Origin of the sequence: Algorimicrobium echini (assembly GCF_900115185.1) — a bacterium.
Classification (GTDB): domain Bacteria; phylum Bacteroidota; class Bacteroidia; order Flavobacteriales; family Flavobacteriaceae; genus Algorimicrobium; species Algorimicrobium echini.
In genome coordinates, this window is record NZ_FOVN01000001.1 from 498656 (window position 1) to 518928 (window position 20273).

Genomic DNA, 20273 nt, shown 5'->3' on the forward strand with positions numbered 1-20273 from the left:
ACTTATTTTAATAAATTAGTATCTTCGTTAGGGAAGACTAAAGATGGTTTAAATACTCGAGCTTCTTCAATATCCATAAAGGCATAAGTAATTAGAATTAATACATCTCCAGGAGACACTTTTCGTGCTGCTGCACCATTAAGGGTGATTTCACCACTATTCCGTGGGCCTGGAATACAATAGGTTTCTAAACGTTCACCATTATTATTATTGACAATCTGCACTTTTTCACCTTGAATAATATTGGCAGCCTCCATTAAATCTTCATCAATAGTAATACTACCAATGTAGTGAAGTTCGGCACCTGTACATTTTACACGGTGAATTTTAGATTTTACGACTTGAATTTGCATGTGGCAAAGATAATTAATTTAGTGCGATATTATCAATTAGTCTAATATCGTCAGCATAGACCGCAATAAACGCTCTATACGTTTTGTTTTTTGATTTTCTAATAACAGGTTTTAGTGTTTTTTCATCTGCAATTATAAAGTATTCTAATTGTAATAAATCATGATTGCTAAATGCTTTTTCAACCCATTCTGTAACATATTTAGCACTTTTTGTGCCAAACTGCTTTTTGGCAGATTTTAGCGTTTTATATATAAAAGGAGCTGCTTTTTTATAATCTGGCTTTAAACGTTCGTTTCTAGAACTTAAAGCTAAACCATTAGTTTCCCTCAATATGGGACAACCGTGTATGGCAACTGGAATTTGATGCTTTTCAACCATTTTTTTTATTATGGCTAATTGCTGAAAATCTTTTTGTCCAAAATAGGCATGATCAGGTTTTACTATTTCAAATAAACGTTTAACAATGGTACCAACACCATCAAAATGACCATTCCGAAAACGGCCTTCCATTTCATATTCCAAACCATCAAAATTAAACTGTTCGGCTTTCGTTTCTACTTCGTAGATATCTGATACATCTGGCGCATAAACTATAATAGCATCTGAAACGGTAGCTAAAAGTTCTGTATCGCGAGCTAAAGTACGTGGATAATTTTTTAAATCTGTAGCGTTATCAAATTGAGTTGGGTTAACAAAAATGCTTACCACAACATAATCATTCTGCTCCAAAGCTTTTACCACTAAAGACAAATGCCCTTGGTGTAACGCACCCATGGTTGGCACAAAACCAATACGATATTGCTTGTCTTTTAGACCTTGTAAATGCTTTTCAATTTGCTTCTTTTCTGTAAAAACGACCACTTAATAAAAATTTAACGCGTGCAAACTTAATATTTTACGGGCAATTAGCATAAATTTTTGTAATTTTGCGTGTTTTTTATTTTGAACTTCAAAAGCTATTAATATTATGAAAGATAAGAGGATATTATATGTATCATCTGAAGTAGTTCCGTATTTACCTGAAACTGAAATTTCTTCCATGTCCTTTGAAACACCACGAATGGTGAATCAATTGGGTGGACAAATAAGAATTTTCATGCCTCGATACGGTAATATTAATGAACGCAGGCATCAATTGCATGAAGTTATAAGGCTTTCTGGTATTAATTTAGTTATTAATGATTTGGATATGCCACTTATTATTAAAGTTGCTTCTATACCAAAAGAGCGTATTCAAGTATATTTTATAGACAATGACGAATATTTTAAGCGTAAAGCCACACTAACAGACGAGGAAGGCAATTTATTTCCTGATAACGATGAACGTGCCATATTTTTTGCAAAAGGCGTTATTGAAACAGTTAAAAAATTAAACTGGGCACCAGATATTATTCATGTTCATGGTTGGTTAGCATCGCTACTACCCGTTTACCTAAAAGAATACTATAAAGACGAGCCCTTGTTTAACGATAGTAAAATAGTTACCTCTGTATACAATCAAAGCTTTGACGGTTCGTTAAATAAAGACATGTTTAACAAAATAAAATTTGATAATATTAACGAAGAGGCCATCAAAACGCTTAAAGACCCGACGTATAACAATGTTATGAAAGTAGCAATTGATTATTCGGACGCTTTAATTATTGGCTCTGAAGATCTTCCAGAAGATTTAACAAAACATTTAAAAGATTCTAAAAAACCTGTTTTAGATTACCAGCCTAAAGATGAGTTTAGTGAAGCCTATGCTGAATTTTATAATTCAGAGGTTTTAAACTAATTTTTGCGCTAAATATTTACTATGAAAAAAACATTGAGCCTGTATAAAACAATAGCAGTTTTTAGCTGTCTATTACTAACAGTAGTCGGATGCGAGAAAGATTTCTCCACCATTGAGAGTGAGATTGAAGGGATTAAAGACTTTACAACGGACGGAAAAGTGTTTCCTTCTGTTATGTATGATAAAAAATTAGAACCGGTTCAAACTAATAATTTGTCTTCTAATTTATTAGGTATATATTTTGACAAAATTTACGGAAGAACCAAGGCTAGTATTATAACACAAGCCGTACCTTCTAATTTTGAATTTAATTTTGGCGAAGACCCACAAGTGGAATCTGTTTACTTAACTATTCCCTATTTTTCGAGAGTTGACGGAACAGATGAAGATGGAAATAATACATATGTATTAGATTCTACATTTGGTTCAAATGACTCATACAAGCTGTCAATCTATCAAAACAATTATTTTCTTCGGGATTTTGACCCTGGCACAGATTTGACGGAACCTCAAAAATACTATTCCAATGCTAATGAAACGATAAATTTCAATAATTTTCAAGGTGAATTGTTATACGAAAAAGAGGATTTTATCCCAAGTAATTCTGCCACGATTGTTAGTGAATATAACGAAGAAACTGAAACAAATGAAGAAGTTAGTAGAAGCGCTCCCAGTTTGAACGTCGAGTTAGAAAATACAGATAACTTTTGGGACAACTTATTCTTCTTCAACACCGAAAATCCTGGTTCTCAAACAGAATTAAGTAACGCCAATAATTTTAAAAACTATTTTAGAGGTTTATACTTCAAAGTTGAGGAGTTCGGAGGTGGCGAAGGCAATATGATTATGCTCGATTTTTCTCAAGGAACAATCGTTATAAATTACAGCTCAAAAATCACGACTGGATTTGATGATGAAGGAAACCCCATAGAAAGTCGTGATGAACGAAAAATAACTATGAATTTTTCAGGAAATCGACTAAATACGTTTGAAAATTCTGATGCAGTAAAAAACATTATTAACACTGCAACATCTACTTCTAATACTAATATGGTAAATGGAGATACAAACGTCTTTTTAAAAGGTGGCGAAGGAAGTTATGCCGTGATAGATTTGTTTTCAGGCAATATGGATGACGACAATGGCGTGAGTGTTCCAGCTTTAGACTATTTTAAAGGTAAGAAAGGTAAATGGTTAATTAATGAAGCTAATTTAGTTGTTTATGTCAACCAAAATGAAGTTAACAATTCAGGTCAAGAGCCTGATCGCGTTATAATTTATGATTTAGAAAATAATACACCTATAGTAGATTATTATTTAGACCCAACGGTTAGCACAACAAATCCTTTAAATTCAAGAGTTAATTACTCCGAAAAGCTAAAGCGTGATGGTAATAACAAAGGATTAAAATACAAGTTTAGATTAACGGAACATGTTAATAATATACTCTTACGAGATTCTACCAATTTAAAATTGGGTGTTTTTGTAACATCTAATATTAATTTAACTCAAAATGCTAGTATACTAAATGTACCGAGCGAAAAAACAACCACTGGTTCTGTTTTATCGCCAAGAGGAACCGTTTTACATGGTAGTAATCCGAATGTTCCAGATACTAAAAAAGTAAAATTCGAAATATTTTATACTGAACCAAATAACAACTAAAATATGTGTGGTATTGTAGGATATATAGGCAATCGTGAAGCCTATCCGATAGTAATTCAAGGACTTAAGCGTTTAGAATATAGAGGTTATGATAGTGCCGGAGTAGCCCTTTTTGATGGCACTCAACTCAAGGTCTGTAAAACTAAAGGTAAAGTTGCTGATTTAGAAAAATTAGCAACAACGGAAATCTCTACAAACGGTAATATTGCAATTGGACACACGCGTTGGGCAACACATGGAGTTCCTAACGATATTAATGCACATCCACACTATTCCAACTCTGGCGATTTAGTTATTATTCACAATGGTATTATTGAAAATTATGATGCTCTTCGCAAAGAATTAACATCAAGAGGTTACACCTTTAAATCAGACACGGATACTGAAGTGTTAATTAATTTAATAGAAGACGTTAAGAAGAAAGAAAATGTTAAACTTGGAAAAGCTGTTCAAATTGCATTAAACCAAGTAATTGGTGCTTACGCCATTGCTGTTTTCGATAAAAACAAACCAGACGAAATTGTAATAGCACGACTTGGAAGTCCACTAGCTGTTGGTATTGGCGAAAATGAATTTTTTATTGCTAGTGATGCCTCTCCTTTTCTTGAATACACAAAAAATGCTGTGTATTTAGAAGACGAAGAAATGGCCATCATCCGGTTAGGTAAGGCTATTAAAGTCCGAAAAATTAAAGATGATTCATTAGTGGTACCTTATGTTCAGGAATTACAAATGAATTTAGAGCAAATAGAAAAAGGTGGTTATCCACATTTTATGCTTAAAGAAATATTTGAGCAACCAAACGCTATCAAAGACACTTACAGAGGACGATTACTAGTTAAAGAAGGTATTATTAGAATGGCTGGTATAGATGATAATCTTGAACGGTTTTTAAACGCCAATCGTATTATCATTGTAGCTTGTGGTACCTCATGGCATGCTGGTTTAGTAGCTGAATATATTTTTGAAGATTTAGCACGAATTCCTGTTGAAGTCGAATATGCTTCAGAATTTAGATATCGAAACCCTGTAATTACAGATAAAGATGTTGTTATTGCTATCTCCCAATCAGGTGAAACTGCTGACACGCTTGCAGCTATTAAATTAGCCAAATCTCATGGCGCATTTGTTTTTGGTGTTTGCAATGTTGTAGGGTCGTCTATAGCCAGAGAAACACACGCTGGAGCTTACACGCATGCTGGCCCAGAAATTGGTGTAGCTTCAACAAAAGCATTTACAACTCAAATAACTGTTTTAACATTAATTGCTTTAAAACTTGCTAAAAACAAAGGATCCATTTCAAAATCTGATTTCCATTACCATCTTCAGGAATTAGAATTAATACCAGAAAAAGTAACGAAGGCTTTACAATCTGACGAACATATAAAAACCGTTGCAGATATTTATAAAAACGCTAAAAACTGCTTGTATTTAGGTCGAGGTTATAATTTTCCAGTAGCGTTAGAAGGCGCGTTAAAACTTAAAGAGATTTCTTACATTCATGCGGAAGGATATCCTGCTGCGGAAATGAAACATGGCCCAATAGCTTTAATTGATGAACAAATGCCAATTGTTGTTATTGCTACTAAAAAAGGCCATTATGAAAAAGTAGTTAGTAATATTGAAGAAATTAGAGCTAGAAAAGGTAAAATTATCGGTATTGTAACAGAAGGTGATACGAATGTCAAGCAATTAGCCGATCATGTTATTGAAGTTCCTGAAACACTTGAATCATTATCACCATTATTAACAACCATTCCATTACAGCTATTATCGTATCATATTGCTGTTATGTTAGGAAAAAATGTAGATCAACCAAGAAATCTTGCTAAATCCGTTACGGTAGAGTAAATTGCTAATTTTCAGCACCTTTTTTTCAATAGTATTCAATAAAGTGTAGCACTTTTTGTATATTCTTTACTATGCACGCATAAAATTTTAGAATTTTTTGTTAAGTTTTATTATAATTATCTATATTGCTACTGTAATAACTAACTTAAACAAAAAATGAGATCAATTCTTTCAATTTTATTGTTGTTTTCTTGTGCAATAACATTTGCACAAACAACAATTTCAGGAACAGTTGTAGATGGAAATGAGCAACCTATTCCAGGCGCAAATGTCATAGTTTCAGGAACCACAACTGGTACCATTACCGATTTTGATGGCGCTTTTACCCTTACAGTATCCCAAAGTCCACCGTTTACCATTCAAGCTAGTAGTGTTGGATTCGAATCTGCTTCTTTAGAAGTAACTTCAAGTAGTGACACTATTAAACTTGTTCTTACCGAGGGCACCTCTTTAGATGAAGTCGTTATTTCGGCTTCTAGAACACCAGAACGTATTTTTGAATCTCCGGTAACTGTTGAACGTTTCGGGTTGAAAGAAATTAAAAATACTGCTTCTGCTGATTTCTATGGTGGTTTAGAAAACTTAAAAGGTGTGGATGTAAATACGAACAGTTTAACATTCAAATCTATAAACACCAGAGGTTTTGCATCTTTTGCAAACACGCGTTTCATGCAATTAGTAGACGGTATGGATAACTCTACACCAGCCTTAAACTTCCCAATTGGAAATTTAGTTGGTATGACAGAAACTGATGTATTAAGCGTAGAATTATTACCAGGAGCTGCTTCTGCACTTTATGGTGCAAATGCCTTCAATGGTATTTTGTTTATGCGTAGTAAAAATCCATTTGACCATACTGGAATTAGTGGTTACGTAAAACAAGGAATTACGTCTCAAGATGCAGGAGGCGATAATAGTTACACAGATGTTGGTATCCGTATGGCTTACAAGTTTTCAGACAAGTTTGCTGCTAAAGTTAATTTTGGTTGGTTAAGTGGTACAGATTGGTTTGCCACTAACTATGAAGGCAAACCAGGAACAGGTGCAACAAGAGCTGCCGTAGACTATGATGGTTACAATATTTATGGTGATGAAGTTTCTACAAATATTAGAGCTGCTTCAGGTGGTTTAGGGTTTATTCCTAATGTAAATGTAAGTAGAACAGGATATGAAGAACGCGATCTTACAGATTATAATGCGGAAAGCATTAAAGCAGATTGGGGCTTGTATTACAGACCATGGGCTAATGATTTTGAAATTGCTTACGTTGGTAAAATAGGTACAGGTTCAACAATCTACCAAGGTACAAACCGTTATAATATTGATAACTTTACACAACAACAACACAAAATAGAAGTTAGAAATGATAATTTCTTTGTAAGAGGATATGTTGTAGCTGATAAAGCTGGTGACTCTTATGATATGGTTTTTACAGGAATAAATATAAACCGTTCATGGAAAAGTGATGAAGACTGGTTTGGCGACTATATAAATACTTTTGCTGGTGCAACTTTAGGTGGCGCATCTGAAGCTCAAGCTCACCAAGCAGCAAGAACAGCTGCAGACCAGGGTCGTTTGTTACCAGGAACTGCTGCCTTTCAAAATGCTTTTAACAAAGTAATTTCAAATTCAGATTTATCCGTTGGGTCTCGTTTTCAAGATGCTTCTAAATACTATCATTCTGATGCCAATTATAACTTCAGCCATTTAATCGATTTTGCTGAAATTCAAGTTGGCGGATCATTCAGACAATATGATTTAAATTCTTCCGGTACAATCTACACAGATTTTGATGGGCCAATCCAATACTCTGAATTTGGTGTTTACACACAAATTCAAAAACAATTAGATTTAAACGAAAGTTTAAAACTGAAATTAACTGGATCCTTAAGATATGATAAATCAGAATTATTTGAAGGTTTCTTATCACCAAGAATTTCTGCTGGTTTTACTGTTAACGAAAACCACAATATTAGAGGTTCTTTCCAAACAGGATTTAGAAATCCAACAACACAAGATTTATTTATTGGTTTAGATGCAGGTCGTGCGGTTTTAGTAGGATCAGCCGAGTCTAATTTAGATCGTGATGTAAGAACATATTCTGTAAGTACTAGTGGTCAATTACTTGGTCAAGGTTCTACATCCGTTATTTCTGGTCGTGCTGCCTATGAGAATTCATTTACATTAAACTCTGTTCAAAACGGCGCTCCTGTTGCTTCCGATATAGATATTGTAAAACCAGAACAAGTAACTTCTATAGAGGTTGGATATCGTGGTAAAGTAAAACGCTTAATTATTGATGCTAGCGTGTATTTTAACTCATATTCCGATTTTATCTCAAACGAAACGGTAGTTGTACCTTTATACGGACAAGTTGGCGATAACACCTTGTCTTTAGCAGCATTACAAAATGGCGATTTTAAAGCCTATCAGACTTACACAAACTCAGGTGCAAATATTGAATCTTATGGTGCAGCCATTGGTTTATCAACTAAAGTTTTTGGAGATTATGATTTAAGCGCAAATTACACGTTTACAAAACAAGAATTTGACCAAGCTAAATATCCAGATTTTAGAACCAGTTTTAATACACCAGAACATAAAGTGAAAATGTCCTTCGGTAACACGAATGTCATCAAAAATTTAGGATTTAATTTAGCTTGGAGATGGAGTGATTCTTACTTCTGGCAAGCAACATTTGGTGATGGCGACATACCTTCATTCCATACAGTTGACGCACAGTTGAGCTATACAATTCCAAAAATTAAATCGGTTATTAAGGTAGGTGCTACCAACTTATTAGGTGACGAATACTTCACTGCCATTGGTACTGGAAATATAGGTTCTATGTATTATGCCTCAATAGTAATAAATAATTTATAAGAATATGAAAAAGATAACACGAGATATCAAATATATTTGTCTACTTGCAGCAACAATTACCTTATCTGCATGTAGTAGTGATGATGATGCATCATCTAATGTTGAACAACCAAAACCAGCTTTAGTAACTGGAGAGGCTAATTTTTCTAAATATATAGCCGTTGGTGCTTCATTTTCTGCTGGTTTTACAGATAACGCCCTATTTATTGCAGCACAAAACAATTCATTTCCTAATATGCTATCTCAAAAATTTGCGCTAGCAGGAGGTGGTTCATTCACGCAGCCTTTAATGGCAGATAATGTTGGCGGATTGTTATTTAATGGAATGCCACTATTTGATACTGATGGAAACCGGCAATTCGGACCTCGTTTGTTTTTTAATGGAACAGGTCCTACACCATTAAATGCCATGTCAACAACAGAAGCAACAAATGTCCTTTCAGGACCTTTTAACAACTATGGTATTCCAGGCTTAAAAAGTTTTCATTTAGGAGTTGCAGGATATGGGTTTGCAAATCCATATTTTGGCAGAATGGCTTCTAATCCAATGGCAACAGTTCTAGGTGATGCAGTTAACGAAAGTCCAACATTTTTCACTTTATCTGAAATAGGCGGAAATGATGTGTTGGGTTATGCAACTTCTGGTGGAACAGGTGTTGATCAAACTGGAAATTTTGATCCATCCACATACGGAGGAAACGATATCACAGACCCTATTGTATTTGACACTTCATTTAGAGCAGCAATAGGAGCATTAATTGGAACTAATAATGCTAAAGGTGTTGTTACTAATGTCCCTTATATTACCAGTTTAGCACATTTTACAACGGTTCCTTATAATCCATTAGACCCTTCAAACCCTGATTTTGCTTCCCAAATACCTACATTAAATAATGTTTATGGTGCAATAAATCAGATTTTTATAGCTTTAGGAGAAGAGGACCGCGTTATTGTTTTTTCAACTGAACAAGCAAATGCGGTAGTTTTAAAAGATGAAAGCTTAACTGATCTTTCGGCACAAATTACAGGTGCATTATTGGCCAGTCCAACATTCCCAGCATTTATAGCGCAATTTGGTTTACCTCCAGCAGCCGCTCCAATAGTAGCCGGATTATTAGGCCAAACATATGGTCAAGCCAGACAAGCAACAGCTAATGATTTATTTGTTTTACCAAGTAGTTCTATAATAGGCGAAGTTAATGAAGATTACGCCGCATTTTTAGCCAGTCAAGGATTATCACCAGCCGTTGCTGGACAATTTGCTGTAGAAGGTGTTACTTTACCATTAGCAGACAAATGGGCTTTAATACCAAGTGAGCAAGCAGCTATAAAAACAGCCACTGATGCCTATAATGCAACCATTGAAACCGTTGCGGCAGACAATGGATTAGCATTAGTTGATTTTAAAGGTATTTTAGACGAAGCCGCTACCACAGGCTATGCGTCTGGAAACTACATTTATAATACGGCGTTAGTACAAGGTGGTTTAATAAGCTTGGATGGTATTCACTTAACAGCAAGAGGATATGCCATTGTTGCTAACGAAATGATGAAAGCCATTGACGCTACTTATGGCAGTAATTTTGAAGCCTCTGGCAACTTAATTGATGCTGGAACACTACCAACAAATTACCCTCCAACATTACGCTAAAAACAAGCATTTTTATAAGTATTAAAAAGCCCTCAATTAGAGGGCTTTTTTTATGACAAAAAAAGCCGATATTTTTAATATGGTTTTTAAATTAAAACTCATATATTTGCAGCGCGAAAACAGTAGGTGTTTTCATTGAATTAAATTGCATAATATTAAACACATAAGTAATGTCAAAAGTTACAGGTAAAGTTGCACAAATTGTAGGTCCAGTTATTGATGTTGAATTCGGAGCTGGTATCGAACTTCCAAAAATTTACGATTCTTTAGAAATCAAAAAAGCAGATGGATCCTTATTAGTATTAGAAGTACAATCTCACATTGGTGAAGATACGGTTCGTACCATCGCGATGGACTCTTCAGATGGATTAAGCAGAGGAACTGAAGTTGTTGCAACAGGTGCACCAATTCAAATGCCTATTGGTGAAGATGTTTACGGACGTCTTTTTAACGTAATTGGTGATGCTATTGATGGTATTGGTGATTTACCAAAAGCTGGTAATGATGGTTTACCAATTCACAGACAAGCACCAAAATTTGAAGATTTATCAACCTCGACCGAAGTTTTATTCACAGGTATTAAAGTAATCGATTTAATTGAGCCATATGCAAAAGGTGGTAAAATTGGTTTATTTGGTGGTGCTGGTGTTGGTAAAACAGTATTAATTCAAGAGTTGATTAACAATATTGCAAAAGGACACGGTGGACTTTCTGTATTCGCAGGTGTTGGTGAAAGAACACGTGAAGGAAATGATTTACTTCGTGAAATGTTAGAATCTGGTATTATCCGTTATGGTGAAGATTTTATGCATTCTATGGAAAATGGTGGATGGGATTTAACGAAAGTTGATAAAGCTGCTATGAAAGAATCTAAAGCTACTTTTGTGTTCGGACAAATGAATGAGCCTCCAGGAGCACGTGCTCGTGTTGCCTTATCGGGTTTAACTATTGCTGAATATTTCCGTGATGGTGCTGGCGAAGGCCAAGGAAAAGATGTCCTTTTCTTCGTAGATAATATTTTCCGTTTTACACAAGCTGGTTCTGAGGTATCTGCATTATTAGGACGTATGCCTTCTGCTGTAGGTTACCAACCAACATTAGCTACTGAAATGGGTGCTATGCAAGAGCGTATTACCTCAACAAAAAGAGGTTCTATTACATCTGTACAAGCGGTTTATGTACCTGCGGATGATTTAACGGATCCGGCTCCAGCAACAACGTTTGCGCATTTAGATGCTACAACCGTATTATCTCGTAAAATTGCCGAGTTAGGTATTTATCCTGCTGTAGATCCATTGGATTCTACATCACGTATCTTAACTGCTGATATTTTAGGAAATGAGCATTATGCTTGTGCACAACGTGTAAAAGAGTTATTACAACGTTATAAAGAATTACAAGATATTATTGCAATTCTTGGTATGGAAGAACTTTCTGAAGAAGATAAAATGGCTGTAGGACGTGCTAGACGTGTTCAACGTTTCTTATCTCAACCATTCCATGTAGCTGAACAATTTACAGGTATTCCAGGCGTTTTAGTAGACATTAAAGAAACTATAAAAGGATTTAATATGATTATGGATGGTGAATTAGACCACCTTCCTGAAGCAGCTTTCAACCTTAAAGGAACCATTGAAGAAGCTATTGAGTCTGGTGAGAAAATGTTAGCGGAAGCTTAAATCTAGTATCCAGTTTGCAGTAGTCGTTTGCAGTAGCAACTGATTGCTAAATACTGAATACTGAATATTTATAAAATATGTATTTAGAAATTGTATCGCCAGAGGCAACATTATTTAGTTCGGAAGTAGATTCTGTTATTTTACCTGGAATTAACGGTGAATTTGAAATGCTTAAGAACCACGCTCCTATCGTTTCGCTTTTAAAAGAAGGTACTATTAAAATTAATACGAATTCTCAAAGCACATTGGTAGTTGATGAGTTACATGCATCTGTTGTTCCACAAAAGGATAATAAGAAAATACTGACCGTTAAAATCAATTCTGGTACACTAGAGATGAAAGACAATAAAGTAATTATATTAGCTGACTAAAAGCTAATTTCAATTTCATTAATTAAAATATAAAAAAGGCCTTACAATGCGTAAGGTCTTTTTAAGTTTTTATAGAAAACGTTTAATTAGTTTTACCTCATTCCCTGAATACTAAATGACTTGGAAAGGGTAATAATATAATTTTAAATTAAAGAACATTCACTTTAATTTTTCTCCATAGTTTAATAAGAATATAAGTAAAAATGATAACTGCTCCAGTTAAAATTAAGGCATGACCATATTCACCATAAATAAAATAACCTGTAGCAAACATCACACTATAAATCAGTGCACAGCCAACCAACATAGCTAAAATACCTGATGGCACACTCCATCCTTCTTTAGTGTCTATCAATTCTAAATTATCGTTACGTGCGTCGTTAACAACTTTATACCAACCTGGACCGCCTGGTTGAATTTTTTTATAAAATTTCTGTAACACTGTTTGGTTTTCTGATGGTGTTAGGAATGTTACCGCAACCCAAATAATAGTCGTTACTAACACAATCATTGGGAATTTTGCCCAACCTGGCATAAGTGCATCGTTACCAAAACAATAGATTCCTAAATCGGTAAAATTCAAAATTATTGAAACAAATCCAGATACAAACATAGCCGAAATTTCGCTCCAGGCATTGATGCGCCACCAAAACCAACGTAAGATAAAAATCAAACCCGTTCCTGCTCCAAACATTAAAATAATATCAAATAATTGTAAAGCATTGGTTAGAACCAAAGCTAATAATGCACTGCAAACCATTAAAATAATGGTCGCGACTCTACCTACAGTTACCAATTGTTTTTCGGAAGCATTTGGATTAATTTGCTGCTTATAATAGTCGTTTACAATATAGGATGCTCCCCAATTTAAGTGTGTGGAAATGGTACTCATATAGGCAGCTACCAACGAGGCCAATACCAAACCTAGCAAACCACTTGGCAACTTCGTTAGCATAGCGGAATAGGCTAAATCATGACCTAATTTATCTTCAGCTACTAAAGGAAAAGCCTCATGAATACTGGCTATATCTGGAAATACTACTAATGATGCTAATGCTACAATAATCCATGGCCAAGGCCGTAAGGCATAATGCATAATATTAAAAAAGAAGGTTGCTCCAATAGCATGATTTTCATTTTTTGCTGCTAACATACGTTGAGCAATATAACCACCTCCTCCTGGTTCGGCTCCTGGATACCAAGAACTCCACCATTGTACCGCTAACGGAATAATTAATAAGGTAATTAAAGCTTCGGTATTGGTAAAGTCTGGTAGGATATTTAATTTATCGGCTACATGTTCATGTTGCAACATGGCATTTAATCCACCAACTTCTGGTAAACTAACTAAATAATAGGCAGCACCTAAAGCACCAGCCATGGCTGTGAAAAATAAAATAAAATCCGTGTAAACCACGCCTTTAAAGCCTCCTAAAGCACTGAATATAACGGTTATGGTTCCAGCATATATAACGGTTTCCCAAGGTTGTAAACCCAGCATAATAGCTCCAATTTTTATGGCTGCTAATGTTACGGCAGACATGGCTAAAATATTAAAGATAATACCCAAATAAATAGCGCGAAAGGCTCTTAAAAAACGTGCTGGTTTTCCACCATAACGCAATTCATAAAACTCAATATCGGTGTTGACTTCAGATTTTCGCCATAACTTGGCATATACAAATACGGTTAGTAAACCTGTTAGTAGAAAAGCCCACCAAACCCAATTTCCGGACACACCATTGGTTCTTACAATATCAGTTACTAAATTGGGTGTATCGGTAGAAAAGGTTGTTGCTACCATGGAAACCCCTAACAACCACCAAGGCATATTTCGTCCAGATAAAAAATACTCGGAAGCCGATTTTCCAGATTGTTTGGAAACATAGATTCCTATAAAAAGGGTAATTGCAAAAAATACAAGGATTAACGTAATATCAAGTACTGATAATTCTACCATGGATATATCATGTTTTTATTGGAAATGAATCAAGTGGTAATTTATACTTTTTTAATCACATTGGTTACAATGCCCCAAATAATAAACTCATTATCTTCCGTTATCTGTATAGGTTGATACATGGCATTTTCTGGTTGCAACCACACACCATCTTTTTCCACACGGAGGCGTTTTACCGTAAATTCACCATCTAAAAAACAGACCGCAATACGGTTGTTTTCTGGTTCCAAACTTCTATCAATAACCAATAAATCATTATCATCTAAACCAGCATCAATCATACTTTGCCCTGATACACGTGCATAAAATGTAGCCATCTTATTTTTAACCAACATGGTATCCAAGGATAAACGTTCCTCTTTAAAATCTTCTGCTGGCGATGGAAAGCCTGCAGAAATACCAGTATCTAAAAAAACAGCACCTGAATTTTCTGATAAATCTGGTGTGTAAAATGTTAAGTTTTTGGATGTATGGAGTAGCATAACTTTTTTATTATTTATTATTTAATTTTACCGCACTTTTAAAATATCGTTCATATTGGTTGTATATCTCGGTGACAAACGCTCTTGACGCATTTTCCAAGTACGATTTAGATCCTGATTGCCTAGCTTAATTTTATGGGTTTGATATTTTTTATTCAACAAATCTATGGCTGCCATTAATGGTTTATGCTTCGGGTTTTCATGTTCAAACAAATGTAACTGGTAATTATCATTTGGTACTAAACCCATAACAATGACACCTGCTCGTTTATATTTTACGCCTGTTCTAAAAATTTCTGTTACCGCTTTAACCGCTTCGTGACTTATAATTAACGTTGAATCTGTAGGGTAAGATAAGTTAATTATTTTACTCGCACGATGTTGTGGTGCATCTGTTTTATGTCTATCACTACTTATTGTTACAAGTATGACATAACAGCTAGATTGTTGCTTTCGTAATTTTTCGGCACAACTAGTGGCAAAAGTTGAAATACGCTCTTTAATATTATCTATATCTGAAAACGTGTATTCAAAACTTCGTGTTGTTGCAATGGCTTTTTTGTTCTCAACCTCATCCAAAAGCATACTTTCTATGCCTTCTAAATCCTTTTTGAGTTTTAATTCGGTAATCGAAAAATGCTTTCGCACCCAGTCATCTGGAAGTTGTGTAAAATGATACGCTTTATATACCTGCTTTTCTTTTAAACGTTTAGCTAATCTGCGGCCAATTCCCCAAACATCTTCAATAGCTAACCATTTTAAAGCTTTAATGCGTTTTTCTTCAGAGTCCATAACATAAACACCTTGGGTTTCTTTCGGAAATTTTCGTGCTATTTTATTAGCCACTTTACTCAAGGCTTTTGTTGGTGCTATCCCAACACTAGTTGGAATACCAGTCCATTTTAAAATACGTTTCCGCATCTGACTGCCATAGTCTTGAAAGTCATAGTTTTCAAAACCTTTAAACTGTAAAAATGCTTCGTCAATACTATACACTTCAACATCTGGAGTGAATTGTTGTAGAATTTTCATCACCCGACTACTCATATCACCATACAAGGGGTAGTTAGATGAAAACACATGAATTTGATGTGCTTTACAAAAAGATTCCCATTTAAAAATGGGTGCTCCCATTGGTAGTCCTATAGCTTTGGCTTCGTCACTTCTTGAAATAACACAGCCATCATTATTGCTTAAAATAGCTATAGGCTTTCCGTTTAAACTCGGATTAAAAGTGCGTTCGCAAGACGCATAAAAATTATTACAATCTACCAGTGCATACATAAATACAAAGATAGCTGAAATTGTTTTTTAGTTGAAATGTACTCTTAAAAGTAATTCACAAAATTAATCGGGAACATATTCTAAAATATCGGCAGGCTGGCAATCCAAGGTTTTACAAATAGCCTCCAAAGTAGAAAACCGAATAGCTCGTGCTTTTCCAGTTTTTAAAATTGATAAGTTCGCTGTAGTAATACCAATATGGTCTGCTAATTCATAGCTTTTCATTTGGCGTTTTTCTAATTGCACATCTAAATTTATAAGTATAGCCATAATTATATACTTAATTCACTGTCTTGTTGTGCCTGTTTGGCAATTTTAAATGACTCGCTTAAAACCATAAAAAACAAGCCTAAACTCATAATTAATAAATAAGGACTCAAGCCCAAAGTGAACTCTATTTTACTAGTAAAAACAATTCTCAAAATAAAAACACCTATCATACTAGCGATACTTAATCCTATTAAAACTTTTCCCATTTTATTGTAGGTCTCTATAACATAGCTGTCAAATGGTCTACGTTGTTGAAAAAGACGCAATGTTTTTCGAAATAAAAATATAACGTATATAAAACCACAAACAATGCTATAACCTAAAATAATAAAGAGTTGTTTTTGCCACACTGGTGCTTCTATTTCAAATCCAGTAAACCGGGTTAATTCTAATATTTCGGTATTAAAAAACATGTAAATACTGAAAGCAAAGCCTAAAATTAAAATAGGAATACAACTCAAAATCCAAATAAAATCGATTACTGATTTTAAAATCATTAGTTTTCTCATAGTTCAAAATTATTGTTTAACAATAACAAATGTATAAAAATTATCGTAAAACAATAATTAATTATGATTTTAATCAAAAATTATAAAAAACTGCTAAAGGTGTTGGTATGCTATAATCAACTACTGTTAACTTACCACAAGATTATAACTTGTTTTTAGTTTTTGGACAACTATTCCGATATCGGTTTCATTTAAATGACCAAATCCAAGCCTGATAGCACAAATGTTTTTATTTTGATACAGTATGGTCTTAGGTAAAAACAAATCATTCTTTTTTGCTTTATTAGCCAATTCAACAAGCGAAATATGTGGTTCAAACTGTAACCAAATGGCCAAACCGCCTGCTGGTAGTTCCCAAGTAGCAATAGAGTTAAAGTGCGCTTGTAAGGTTTTACATAAATAATCACGCCTTTGTTTATAAACGGTAATATTCTTTTTAATTAAACGATGAATTTCGCCTTCCGAAATAAGCTCAGAAAGCATTTGTTTCTGGATTAAATCGCCTTGTTTATCTAATATTTGTAAATAGTTTTTCGCTTCGTTAATAATCGTCTCTGGTGCCACTACAAAGCCAATTTGAAAACTTGGAAAAAACGATTGCCCTAATTTTCCTAAATAGATAACCACACCATACGCATCCGAACTTGCCATAGGCAGCATGGCAGAGCCGTTAAATTGAAAATCATAATCAAAATCGTCTTCAATAATTGCAAATTGATAGGTCTTTGCTAATTGCAATAATTTTAAACGTCTTTCAGCACTCAATGTTACGGTTGTTGGATAATGTCTATGGGCACAAACATACACACACCTAATGCTGCGCTTGGTAAAATGCATTTTAATATAGTCTACATCAATCCCATGCTCGTCTACTGGAATGGTGATGATATTGGCACCTGCTTGTTGAAAAATCATATTCGATTTATAGTGACTTAAATCGGCTACCAAAACCACATCGGCTTGTTTTATTAAAATTTGGGACACGATATACAAACTCATTTCCGTACTTCGTGTGCTCATAATATTTTGTGGTTTAATGTGAAAACCACGCGTGGCGTTTAAATAATTACTTAAGTGTAAATTAAAGGTTGTTGCAGATTGCTCATTGGTCTGATTCCATTTAGAAATTAACGATGCGCGTTTCATAGATGCACTATACCACCTAGAAAATTGATGCGTAGGATGCAACCGTAAATCTGGTTGACCATCATTAATTACATATTTATTAACGGCTATTTCTTCTGTTGATGCTAAATTAAACGACGATTGAAACGGAAAACCAGTGGTTTTTGGGTAATCGTGTAATTTTTCTAAACCTTGAGATGTGGCTTTTATACGCGCCGTTTTTTGTTCTGGCATTAAAATAAAAGTGCCTTTATTAGGCATGATCTCTACCCAACCTTGAGATGCTAATTCCTCGTACACCGCAACTGCTGTATTTCTGTTTATAGCTAGTAGATTACTTAATATCCGTGTTCCTGGCAAAGCCGTACCTTCAATTAAATAACCTCTCTGAATAGCATTTATAATTTGCTGTGAAATTTGAATATATACAGCCGTTACTTGCGATTTTTCGAAATGAATTAATTTCTTTAATAAATGATTAACCGGACTACTCATTGTTTTAAAACTGGACTACTTTAGTAATCCGGAAAGTTACGACTTTTGCACCCTTATAAAAAACTCGAATTATCAGTATTATGAAAATATTCCCATTTGTTAGCTTTCTTGTTCTTTTTTCATTTATAAGTCATGCTCAAGAGCCATCTCAACAAGCTTTAGATTCCGTTGTTATAACATCTAGTAGAATTGATTTGCCATTTAAAGAAAATTCTAGAACCATTACTATTATTACCAGTACCGATATTAAAAATAGCGCAACCACGAATGTTGCTGATTTATTACAACAAGTTGCAGGAGTAGATGTGAGACGCCGAGGAGCCGATGGTACCCAAGCCGATTTATACATTCGAGGTGGTAGTTTTGATCAAACATTGTTACTTATTGATGGTATGAAATTAGAAGATGCACAAACAGGACATCATACCTTAAATATGGCTTTACCTTTGGAAGTTATTGAACGCATTGAAGTTATAAAAGGGCCTGCAGCGCGTGTATTTGGGCAAAATGCATTCACAGGCGCTATTAATATTGTTACCAAAAAACAAACAGATGATATGGTGTCGCTTGCTGTTCAGGCTGGTTCTTTTGGTCAGAAAAATGCCGATATTACCGCTGGAAGCAACTTGGAGAACTCGTCCCATATCATACAGGTGTCTCGTAATATTTCTGATGGTTACCGCTATAATAACGATTATGACAATCAGAGTTATTTTGTAAAAAGTGTTTTCAATAAAAATAAATTACCTATTACGTTTATAGGTAATTACCAAGAACGCAAATTTGGAGCCAATGGTTTCTATGCTTCACCAGCTGCCAAAGATCAATATGAAGAAACACAGACGAGTTTAGTCGGTTTTTCAACTGAAATAAAATCGGATAAATTTACTTGGAAGCCACGTTTATATTGGCGCAGAAACCAAGATATGTATGTGTTTATTCGGGATAATCCATCGGTTTATAGAAATTTACACCAAACCAATAAAATTGCAGCTGAAGTCAATGCATCCTACAAATCCGGATTAGGTATAACGGGTTTTGGTGTCGATTTTTCACAAACCTTTATTGCGAGTAATAATTTAGGAAATCATGAGCGTTTTACTACCAACCTCTTTTTAGAGCATCGGTTTTCATTATTAAATAATGCGCTTTCTGTAACACCTGGAATTGCTGTGAGTTATTTCTCTGATTTTAAATTTCATGCCTTTCCTGGTGTAGATATCGGTTATCAAGTATGGGATAATTTTCAAATTTATGGAAACGTGGGTTATACCTATCGTGTGCCTACCTATACAGATTTATACTATACCAGTCCAACAGAATTGGGTAACGAAAATTTAGATCCTGAAGAAGCTATTTCGGAAGAACTAGGTGTTAAATTTAACCATAACGGACTCCGCATATCTGCTGCTTTTTTTAATAGAGATTCCAAAAAATTGATTGATTACGTTAAAGCTAATGAATCTGATCCTTGGCAAGCCACTAACATAGCAGAGTTGAATACTAAAGGTTTTGAAGTCAATAGCAATTACGCCTTTTTTATGGCAAATTTCACGCAGAACATTGGCTTAAATTACACCTTTCTGGAAGATGATTTAAAAGATGTATCGGCTAACTTTTCACGCTATTCTATTAATTCGTTAAAACATCAATTTGTAGCAACGTTTAAGAGTCAGTTTTTCAAAAACCTATCACAATCTATTGTATATCGTTACGCAGAGCGTACTATTGGCGAAAGTTATAATGTATATGATGCTAGTGTAAACTACCAACTACAGGCTTTTGAGTTTTCAGTAACAGCAAACAATATTTTCAATGCAGATTATACCGAAACCAATCTGGTTCCAGCTCCAAAAGGACTGGTTTTATTCGGGTTAAAATACCTTTTTAACTAGATTGGGATTGTAACAAAATATC

The 20273-nt window shown here is 34.6% G+C and carries 16 protein-coding genes; 8 read left to right on the forward strand and 8 right to left on the reverse strand.

Annotated features, from left to right (window positions below; all coding sequences use genetic code 11):
- Positions 1-2: 2 nt before the first annotated feature.
- Positions 3-353 carry an aspartate 1-decarboxylase gene (gene panD / locus BM239_RS02325; RefSeq protein ID WP_092206031.1) on the reverse strand — a complete coding sequence of 117 codons (351 nt, stop codon included), beginning with the start codon at positions 351-353 and terminating at the stop codon, positions 3-5.
- Between the two features lie 13 nt (positions 354-366).
- A complete protein-coding gene (gene panC, locus BM239_RS02330; protein ID WP_092206032.1) occupies positions 367-1215 on the reverse strand; it encodes a pantoate--beta-alanine ligase in 849 nt (282 codons plus the stop codon).
- A 106-nt stretch (positions 1216-1321) separates the two neighbouring features.
- On the opposite strand from panC, the gene BM239_RS02335 reads away from it, so the two are divergent.
- The 7 genes from BM239_RS02335 (at position 1322) to BM239_RS02365 (ending at position 12231) form a co-directional block, all read left to right on the forward strand.
- On the forward strand, positions 1322-2131 hold the full coding sequence (locus BM239_RS02335) for a glycogen/starch synthase (protein WP_092206033.1): 810 nt from the start codon (positions 1322-1324) through the stop codon (positions 2129-2131).
- A 21-nt stretch (positions 2132-2152) separates the two neighbouring features.
- Positions 2153-3796 (forward strand): BamH family beta-barrel-assembly machinery protein, encoded by a 1644-nt coding sequence (locus tag BM239_RS02340; protein WP_092206034.1) that lies wholly within the window; start codon positions 2153-2155, stop codon positions 3794-3796.
- A 3-nt stretch (positions 3797-3799) separates the two neighbouring features.
- Positions 3800-5647 carry a glutamine--fructose-6-phosphate transaminase (isomerizing) gene (gene glmS / locus BM239_RS02345; RefSeq protein ID WP_092206035.1) on the forward strand — a complete coding sequence of 616 codons (1848 nt, stop codon included), beginning with the start codon at positions 3800-3802 and terminating at the stop codon, positions 5645-5647.
- A 156-nt stretch (positions 5648-5803) separates the two neighbouring features.
- The gene (locus BM239_RS02350; protein WP_092206036.1) at positions 5804-8530 is read left to right on the forward strand and encodes a TonB-dependent receptor; all 2727 of its coding nucleotides are present in this window, start codon (positions 5804-5806) and stop codon (positions 8528-8530) included.
- Between the two features lie 4 nt (positions 8531-8534).
- Positions 8535-10181, forward strand: coding sequence for an SGNH/GDSL hydrolase family protein (locus BM239_RS02355; RefSeq protein ID WP_092206037.1), 1647 nt, complete (start codon positions 8535-8537; stop codon positions 10179-10181).
- A gap of 170 nt (positions 10182-10351) precedes the next feature.
- A complete protein-coding gene (gene atpD / locus BM239_RS02360) occupies positions 10352-11860 on the forward strand; it encodes a F0F1 ATP synthase subunit beta (RefSeq protein ID WP_092206038.1) in 1509 nt (502 codons plus the stop codon).
- A gap of 77 nt (positions 11861-11937) precedes the next feature.
- Positions 11938-12231, forward strand: coding sequence for a F0F1 ATP synthase subunit delta/epsilon (locus BM239_RS02365; protein WP_092206039.1), 294 nt, complete (start codon positions 11938-11940; stop codon positions 12229-12231).
- 148 nt (positions 12232-12379) lie between these two features.
- Here BM239_RS02365 and BM239_RS02370 read toward each other — a convergent pair whose 3' ends face one another.
- The 6 genes from BM239_RS02370 to BM239_RS02395 form a co-directional block, all read right to left on the reverse strand.
- Positions 12380-14191, reverse strand: a complete 1812-nt coding sequence (locus BM239_RS02370) for a sodium:solute symporter family protein (RefSeq protein ID WP_092206040.1) — start codon at positions 14189-14191, stop codon at positions 12380-12382.
- A gap of 41 nt (positions 14192-14232) precedes the next feature.
- The gene (locus BM239_RS02375; RefSeq protein WP_092206041.1) at positions 14233-14673 is read right to left on the reverse strand and encodes a LexA family protein; all 441 of its coding nucleotides are present in this window, start codon (positions 14671-14673) and stop codon (positions 14233-14235) included.
- Between the two features lie 27 nt (positions 14674-14700).
- Positions 14701-15957 (reverse strand): Y-family DNA polymerase, encoded by a 1257-nt coding sequence (locus BM239_RS02380; RefSeq protein ID WP_092206042.1) that lies wholly within the window; start codon positions 15955-15957, stop codon positions 14701-14703.
- A 63-nt stretch (positions 15958-16020) separates the two neighbouring features.
- Entirely contained in the window at positions 16021-16227 is a 207-nt protein-coding gene (locus tag BM239_RS02385) for a helix-turn-helix domain-containing protein (protein WP_092206043.1), read from the reverse strand.
- Between the two features lie 2 nt (positions 16228-16229).
- Positions 16230-16736, reverse strand: coding sequence for a DUF2975 domain-containing protein (locus BM239_RS02390; RefSeq protein ID WP_143094873.1), 507 nt, complete (start codon positions 16734-16736; stop codon positions 16230-16232).
- Between the two features lie 126 nt (positions 16737-16862).
- Entirely contained in the window at positions 16863-18356 is a 1494-nt protein-coding gene (locus BM239_RS02395) for an aminotransferase-like domain-containing protein (RefSeq protein ID WP_092206045.1), read from the reverse strand.
- A gap of 80 nt (positions 18357-18436) precedes the next feature.
- On the opposite strand from BM239_RS02395, the gene BM239_RS02400 reads away from it, so the two are divergent.
- The gene (locus BM239_RS02400; RefSeq protein ID WP_092206046.1) at positions 18437-20251 is read left to right on the forward strand and encodes a TonB-dependent receptor plug domain-containing protein; all 1815 of its coding nucleotides are present in this window, start codon (positions 18437-18439) and stop codon (positions 20249-20251) included.
- Positions 20252-20273 lie beyond the last annotated feature (22 nt).